This window comes from Streptomyces sp. NPDC032091, from assembly GCF_055580265.1.
Genome location: NZ_JBVILR010000009.1, coordinates 89,726 through 96,380, shown reverse-complemented (window position 1 = coordinate 96,380; position 6,655 = coordinate 89,726). Strand labels below are relative to the sequence as shown.

General features: G+C 73.6%; 5 protein-coding genes. 4 read left to right on the top strand and 1 reads right to left on the bottom strand.

Annotated elements, in window-relative coordinates; all coding sequences use genetic code 11:
* The first annotated feature begins 232 nt into the window (after positions 1-232).
* Positions 233-1,876 carry a hypothetical protein gene (locus tag ACZ5NJ_RS16850; RefSeq protein ID WP_468765643.1) on the top strand — a complete coding sequence of 548 codons (1,644 nt, stop codon included), beginning with the start codon at positions 233-235 and terminating at the stop codon, positions 1,874-1,876.
* 274 nt (positions 1,877-2,150) lie between these two features.
* On the opposite strand, the gene ACZ5NJ_RS16845 is transcribed toward ACZ5NJ_RS16850, so the two are convergent.
* Positions 2,151-2,423: a chorismate mutase gene (locus ACZ5NJ_RS16845; RefSeq protein WP_468765642.1), complete on the bottom strand. Its 273-nt coding sequence runs from the start codon at positions 2,421-2,423 to the stop codon at positions 2,151-2,153.
* A gap of 334 nt (positions 2,424-2,757) precedes the next feature.
* Between ACZ5NJ_RS16845 and guaA the strand changes: the two genes are divergently transcribed.
* The 3 genes from guaA (at position 2,758) to ACZ5NJ_RS16830 (ending at position 6,639) form a co-directional block, all read left to right on the top strand.
* Entirely contained in the window at positions 2,758-4,350 is a 1,593-nt protein-coding gene (guaA, locus tag ACZ5NJ_RS16840) for a glutamine-hydrolyzing GMP synthase (protein WP_468765641.1), read from the top strand.
* A 123-nt stretch (positions 4,351-4,473) separates the two neighbouring features.
* A complete protein-coding gene (locus ACZ5NJ_RS16835; protein ID WP_468765640.1) occupies positions 4,474-5,280 on the top strand; it encodes a class II aldolase/adducin family protein in 807 nt (268 codons plus the stop codon).
* A 102-nt stretch (positions 5,281-5,382) separates the two neighbouring features.
* On the top strand, positions 5,383-6,639 hold the full coding sequence (locus ACZ5NJ_RS16830; RefSeq protein WP_468765639.1) for a hypothetical protein: 1,257 nt from the start codon (positions 5,383-5,385) through the stop codon (positions 6,637-6,639).
* Positions 6,640-6,655: the final 16 nt, after the last annotated feature.

The following is a 6,655-nucleotide window of genomic DNA, read 5'->3' as shown; positions in this document are numbered from 1 at the left end:
TCCCTCTCCCTTCCCCCCCCCCCCCCCAAACCAAAAAAACACACTTCCTCCCCCCCCCCCCCCCCCCCCCCCCCCCCCCCCCCCCCCCCCCCCCCCCCCCCCCCCCCCCCGGTACAGAAGTCGACAGGCGGTCGCCGGAAAAGGTTGTACCGGAATGCTTTGGGTGAAGCTGTGGTGTCGGTCACACGACCAACCGTGCAACCGAGGCGCCCGTCCGGCGGTCACACGGGACATGAGACAGCGCATCTCCCTGCTGGCCGCGTGCGGCCTGGCGGCCGCGGGACTCGTCACCCTCCCCGCCACCGCCGCGAACGCCGCGGAACCCGTCTTCCGCCTGACCGGGCCGCCCGGCCTCGTCCTCCCGCCCGCCCCCGCGACGGGCTCGCCGACGCCGGCGGCGCTGAACTACCGGCTGGAGGCCCCGGCCGGGGTCGAGACCTTCGACGGGGAGTTCACCCTGACCGTCGACCTCTCCAAGCTGGGCGGCGTGGCCACCGTCCAGGAGAACCCGCGCGCGGCGGTCAAGAAGTGCGTCCCCGCCGGCGCCACGCTCGTCTGCAAGCAGCAGGGCCTGCGCCCCGGCGTCCCGGCCGGCGTGGACCTGGAGGTCACCCCCGGGAAGGGCACCGGCGTCGGCGTGGTCGGGGTGACCGGCACGGCCGCCGGCGCCACCGTCACCCCCGCCCTGGCCACCGGCATCAAGGTCGGCGCGCCCGACCTGGTCATGGGGGAGATGAAGCTCAAGAAGGACCTCAAGCCGGGCGAGAGCCAGCCCCTGCCGCTGACGTTCGCCAACCACGGCAACGAGCCGGCCAAGGGCGTCGTCCTGGAGCTGGAGGCCAGCCGCGGCCTGGAACTCCCGGAGCGGTACGACAACTGCACCTACCGCACCACCCGCACCGCGACCAGCGTCGTCTGCACCATCGAGGGCGACTTCGAGGCCAAGGCCTCCTACGAACTGGCCGGCGACAGCCCGCTGCACCTCAAGGCCGGCGCGAACGGCCTGAGCGAGCGGTTCGGCTACGGTATCTACCCGGCGCCCCTCCCGCAGAAGGCCCAGGCGGACTCCGGCAAGACCGGCGCCGACCAGCCGAAGGCCGACGGCGCGGCGGGCAAGGCGGCGCGGAAGCTGATCGCCCGCAAGGCGGCGGCCACCGCCCCGCTCGCCGAGCACGGCCCGGACCTCAACCCGGCCGACAACAAGCGCGTGAGCGCCCTCACCGTCCAGAACACCGCGGACTTCGAGGCCGAGCCGCTCACGGTCAAGGGCGCCGCCGGCACCACCTCCAAGGCCGTCGTCGCGATACGCAACAACGGCCCGGCCTGGATCGCCGACCGGGGTGACGGCACCCCGGCGGCCGTGGTCGACGTCGAGCTCCCGAAGGGCCTGAAGGCCGTCACCGTCCCCGCCGCCTGCCGCCCGGTGAGCGAGTCCCACTACCGGTGCGCCACCGCGCCCTCCGTGCTGGAGAGCGAGAACGTCGAGTTCCCCTTCGACCTGAAGATCGAGACGGCGGTCAAGGACGCCCACGGCGCCATCCGGGTCGGCGCGCCCGGCCCGAAGGGCGAGCCGCAGCGGCACTCCTTCGACCCGGTCCTGGCCAACAACCTCGCCCTCTTCACGGCGAACCCGACGGCCACCGGCCCCAGCCCGAGCCCCTCGGGCAGCCCCTCGCCGAGCGCCTCCGCGAGCGCCTCGGCCTCCCCGAGCGCCTCGGCCGGCGGCGGTGGCACCGCGAACGGCGGCAAGAGCGACGGCCCGCTGGCCTCCACCGGCAGCCAGGCCGGCCTGGTCGGCCTCGGCGCGGCCGCGCTGGTCGCGGTCGGCGGCGCCCTGTTCCTCTCCGCCCGCCGCCGCAAGGGCGGTCACGCGTAAGGGCGCGCACCCCTCGCACGACGAACGGCCGCCCCGGGGCGTCCCCCGGGCCGGCCGTTCTTTTCGGGGTGACCGGGCTGCTGTCCCCTGCCGTCCGGTCACGTGGGGGAGCGGGGTCCCACGACGCACGCCGTCGGGCGTCACGTCTCACCGCTCCCGCGGAGCCACGCGTGGTGGTGCGGTCCCGCGCCTGGCGGGCGCGGACACCCCCCTCAACGAAGGCCGCCCGGGACCGGACACGGTCCGGACGGGTGACGAACGGGCGCCCGCGCCCTCAGACGCGGCCCCGGCACAGCTCCAGCAGGGTCATCGCGAGCCCGGTCCCGGGCTTGCCGAGGGCGTCGCTGAAGTGCGACAGCACCTCCATCTCCCGCGAGAGGTGCACGCGCCGGCCGCCCGCGCCGATCCGGGCCTCCTGGATGACGGCCGAGACGGCCATCCGCTCCTGGATCAGCCCGATGATCCGGTCGTCGAGGGCGTCGATCCGCTCCCGGGAGTCGGCGATCAGCTGCTCGGGGGTGGTGACGGTGGTGGTGACGGTGCTCATGGGGGTCTCTCCTGTGGTCGTGGCCGGCAGGAGCGGAAACGCGGAGCGCCCCGGTCCTGTCGGACCGGGGCGCTCTGGGAAGTCAGCGGCTCAAGCGAGCATCACGATGACCCATGGCGACCGGACCGGCCGGTGCCATAGGTAAAGAGGAAGCTCAGCTGCTTGCGCATGGTGTGGATTATGGCCCCCCCGCCCGCGCCCCGGCCAACCGGGCCCGGATGCTGAGACGCGGTCCGGCCGTGACGTGGGCCTCGGATGGTGCGACAAAGGGGCGGCCGGCGCCACCGGTAGAATCGACAAAACAGCCACCACTTTCCGCCGGAAGGCCGTCCCCGTGCCAGAAGCACCCTCCGCCGCCCACGACAGCGCCCCGGACACGGTCCTCGTCGTCGACTTCGGCGCGCAGTACGCCCAGCTCATCGCCCGCCGCGTCCGCGAGGCCCGCGTCTACAGCGAGATCGTGCCCAGCACGATGCCCGTGGCCGAGATGCTCGCCAAGGACCCGAAGGCGATCATCCTCTCCGGTGGCCCGTCCTCCGTCTACGAGGAGGGCGCCCCGCGCCTGGACGACGCCCGCGCCCTGTTCGAGTCCGGCGTGCCCGTCTTCGGCATGTGCTACGGCTTCCAGCTGATGGCGACCACCCTCGGCGGCACCGTCGACAACACCGGCGCCCGCGAGTACGGCCGCACCCCGCTGTCCGTCTCGAAGCCCGGCTCGACCCTGTTCGAGGGCACCCCCGAGCACCAGTCCGTGTGGATGTCCCACGGCGACGCCTGCTCCGCCGCCCCGGAGGGCTTCAGCGTCACCGCGTCGACGAACGTCGTCCCGGTCGCGGCCTTCGAGAACGACGAGAAGAAGCTGTACGGCGTGCAGTACCACCCCGAGGTGATGCACTCCACGCACGGCCAGCAGGTCCTGGAGCACTTCCTCTACCGGGGCGCGGGCCTGAAGCCCACCTGGACCACCGGCAACATCGTCGAGGAGCAGATCGCGGCGATCAAGGCGCAGGTCGGCGACAAGCGCGCCATCTGCGGCCTGTCCGGCGGCGTGGACTCCGCGGTCGCCGCGGCGCTCGTCCAGAAGGCCATCGGCTCCCAGCTGACCTGTGTCTACGTCGACCACGGCCTGATGCGCAAGGGCGAGACCGAGCAGGTCGAGAAGGACTTCGTCGCGGCCACCGGCGTCCAGCTGAAGGTCGTCGACGCGCAGGAACGCTTCCTGACCGCGCTGGCCGGCGTCTCCGACCCCGAGACCAAGCGCAAGATCATCGGCCGCGAGTTCATCCGCGTCTTCGAGCAGGCCCAGCTGGAGATCCTCCAGGAGGACGGCCCGGCGGTGGCCTTCCTGGTCCAGGGCACCCTGTACCCGGACGTCGTGGAGTCCGGCGGCGGCACCGGCACGGCCAACATCAAGTCCCACCACAACGTGGGCGGCCTCCCCGACGACATCGAGTTCGAGCTCGTCGAGCCGCTGCGCCAGCTGTTCAAGGACGAGGTCCGGATGGTCGGCCAGGAGCTCGGCCTGCCCGAGGAGATCGTCCAGCGCCAGCCCTTCCCCGGCCCCGGCCTCGGCATCCGCATCGTCGGCGAGGTCACCAAGGAGCGCCTGGACCTGCTGCGCGAGGCCGACGCCATCGCCCGCCACGAGCTGACCGCGGCCGGCCTGGACCGGGAGATCTGGCAGTGCCCGGTCGTCCTGCTCGCCGACGTCCGCAGCGTGGGCGTCCAGGGTGACGGCCGCACCTACGGCCACCCGATCGTGCTGCGCCCGGTCTCGTCCGAGGACGCGATGACGGCCGACTGGACCCGCATGCCGTACGAGGTGCTGGCCCGGATCTCGACCCGCATCACCAACGAGGTCAAGGACGTCAACCGCGTGGTCCTCGACTGCACGAGCAAGCCCCCGGGCACCATCGAGTGGGAGTAGTCTCCCGCCGCCGTGCCTGACGCGAAGCCGCCGCTCCCCTCTTCCGGGGGCGGCGGCTTCGCCGTTCCTCTGGCCACTTCACCCCCGCGCCGGTACCTTGCGCCGCGGACGGAAGGAGGGCCCATGCTCGAGCAGCCCGCGCCCGCGCCCGTTCCCGCGCCCGTTCCCGTGCCGGTGGAGCGGCTGGCGTTCGAGATGCCGCCCGTGCACGCGGACCCGGCCGGGGAGCGCGCCCACCGCAAGGAGCGGCTCGCCGGGGCGCTGCGGCTGCTGGGCCGGCTCGGGTACGAGGACGGGGTCGCCGGGCACGTCTCCGTCCGGGACCCGGAGTTCGCGGACTGCTACTGGGTGAACCCCTTCGGCCGGGCCTTCGCCCGTCTGGGCCCCGAGGACCTGCTGCTGGTCGACGGGGACGGGCGGGTGGTGCGGGGCGGGCGGCGGGTCAACCAGCTGGCGTTCGCCGTGCACGCGGCCGTGCACCGGGCGCGGCCCGAGGTGGTGTCCGTCGTCCGCACGCAGGCCCCGTACGGCAGGGCGCTGGCCTGTCTCGGCGAGCTGCTGGCCCCGGTCAGCCAGGAGGCCTGCGCCTTCTACGAGGATCACGCCCTGATGGACGAGTACCTGGGCGCGGAGGACCCGCTGCGGGTCGCCCGCGCGCTGGGCCCGTACAAGGCGCTGATCCTGCGCAACCGGGGGCTGCTGACGGTGGGCGGGTCGGTGGACGCGGCGGTGTGGTGGTTCGTCGCCGCGGAGCGGGCGGCACAGGTGCAGCTGATCGCGCGGGCCGCCGGGAAGCCGGTGCTGATCGACCACCACGGAGCGGTCGCCACCCGGGAGCGGTTCGGGGGCGATCTGGCCGCGTGGGCGAGCTACCAGCCGCTGTGGCAGACGGTCGCGGACGGCGGCGGACCCGTGACGTCAACATCATGAACCGTTAATCACCTGCTCTGACATCGTGCGCAATCCGGAGCACTGCCCCAGTGGTGCACAATTCGCTGGCATCGCACCGTAGTTCAGAGAGGCGGCACGCACGTGGCTGTCCAAGAGATGTCCCGGAGTACCCATACCGCCGTCTGCGCCTGCGACGACTGCGCGCGGGAGGGACACCGGCGCGCGGTCGCCGCCTTCCTGGAGAAGCGCGACGAGTTCGCCGCCGGGCAGGGGGTGCCGCCCGCCGTGGCCCACTCCCTGGGCGCCTCCCGCCAGTGGGTGTCCGACGAGCTGACCCTGTCCGCCCGTACGGTCGCCGACCGGGGACGGGAGGCCGGGAACTCCTGGCTGTACCTGTTCTCCCGGCGGGCCGTCCTCGCCCTGTGGATCGCCGCGGGGGTGCTGCTGCTGGTGCAGGTCGGCACCGCGCTCGGCACCGGCTGGTCCACCGCCCGCACGGCCGGGCTGCTGGCCGCGCTGGTGCTGGCCGGACTGCTGACCGTCGCGGCCCGCGCGCAGTCGCTGCGGGGCGGGCTGCTGGCCCCGGTGGTGGGCGAGGACAACCGGCTGTCCACCTCCAAGGCCGTGCCCAGCGCCTGGGTGGTGCTGACGGCGTTCGCGGCGCTGCTGCCCGCGCTGCGGCTGGCCGCCTCCCTGCCCGGGCCCGAACGGGAGGCCTTGTACCAGGGGTTCGCGCTGCGGCGGGCGCTGCCGCTGCTGGCGGTGGTCGCGCTGACGTCGGGGGTGGCGGTGCTGGTGCGCCGGGTGGTCTCCGTACGGATCATGGGGCAGCGGCTGCAGAAGCTGCCGGCGGACCGGCCGCGCGGGGTGGACCTGCTGACCGACGACGACGGCCGCGGGAGTTTCCCGGACGCGCAGTACGTGCTTGTCTCCACGGTGGTGCTGGCCTACGCGGCGGTGTCGCTGGCCCGGTTCCCCGACCGGCTGCCGCAGCTGCCGTGGGCGCTGGCCCTGCTGGTGGCGCTGTCGGCGGCGGTGTACCTGTCGGCGAAGTACGCCGAGGGCAGCCGTCCGCTGGTGCTGTCGGTGGTCCGCAGGCGGGAGCCGGGGGACATCGACGCGGCGGTCCGCCCCGGCGACGACATCGAGATCCGGGGCGTCGGTTTCGTGCCGCCCGGCGCGCGGACTCCGGAGATGCTGGCCCGGCTGGTGGTGCGGGTGGGCATGGTCCACGTGCACGTTCCGCTGGTCCCGGTGTCCGGCGGATTCGTGAACCCCTCGGACACGGTGCTGACCGTGCCGGTGCCCGCGGAGGTGGAGCCGGGCCGGGTCGACGTCCAGGTGGTCACCGCCGCAGGGGTGGAATCCAACCGGTGCGTCATCGACGTGGCCGAATGAAGCGGGTAGACATGGC

Bases quoted from the DNA above. Each gene is read 5' to 3' on its own strand.
- ACZ5NJ_RS16845 (WP_468765642.1), bottom strand. From the start codon at position 2,423: ATGAGCACCGTCACCACCACCGTCACCACCCCCGAGCAGCTGATCGCC.
- ACZ5NJ_RS16850 (WP_468765643.1), top strand. From the start codon at position 233: ATGAGACAGCGCATCTCCCTGCTGGCCGCGTGCGGCCTGGCGGCCGCG.
- ACZ5NJ_RS16835 (WP_468765640.1), top strand. From the start codon at position 4,474: ATGCTCGAGCAGCCCGCGCCCGCGCCCGTTCCCGCGCCCGTTCCCGTG.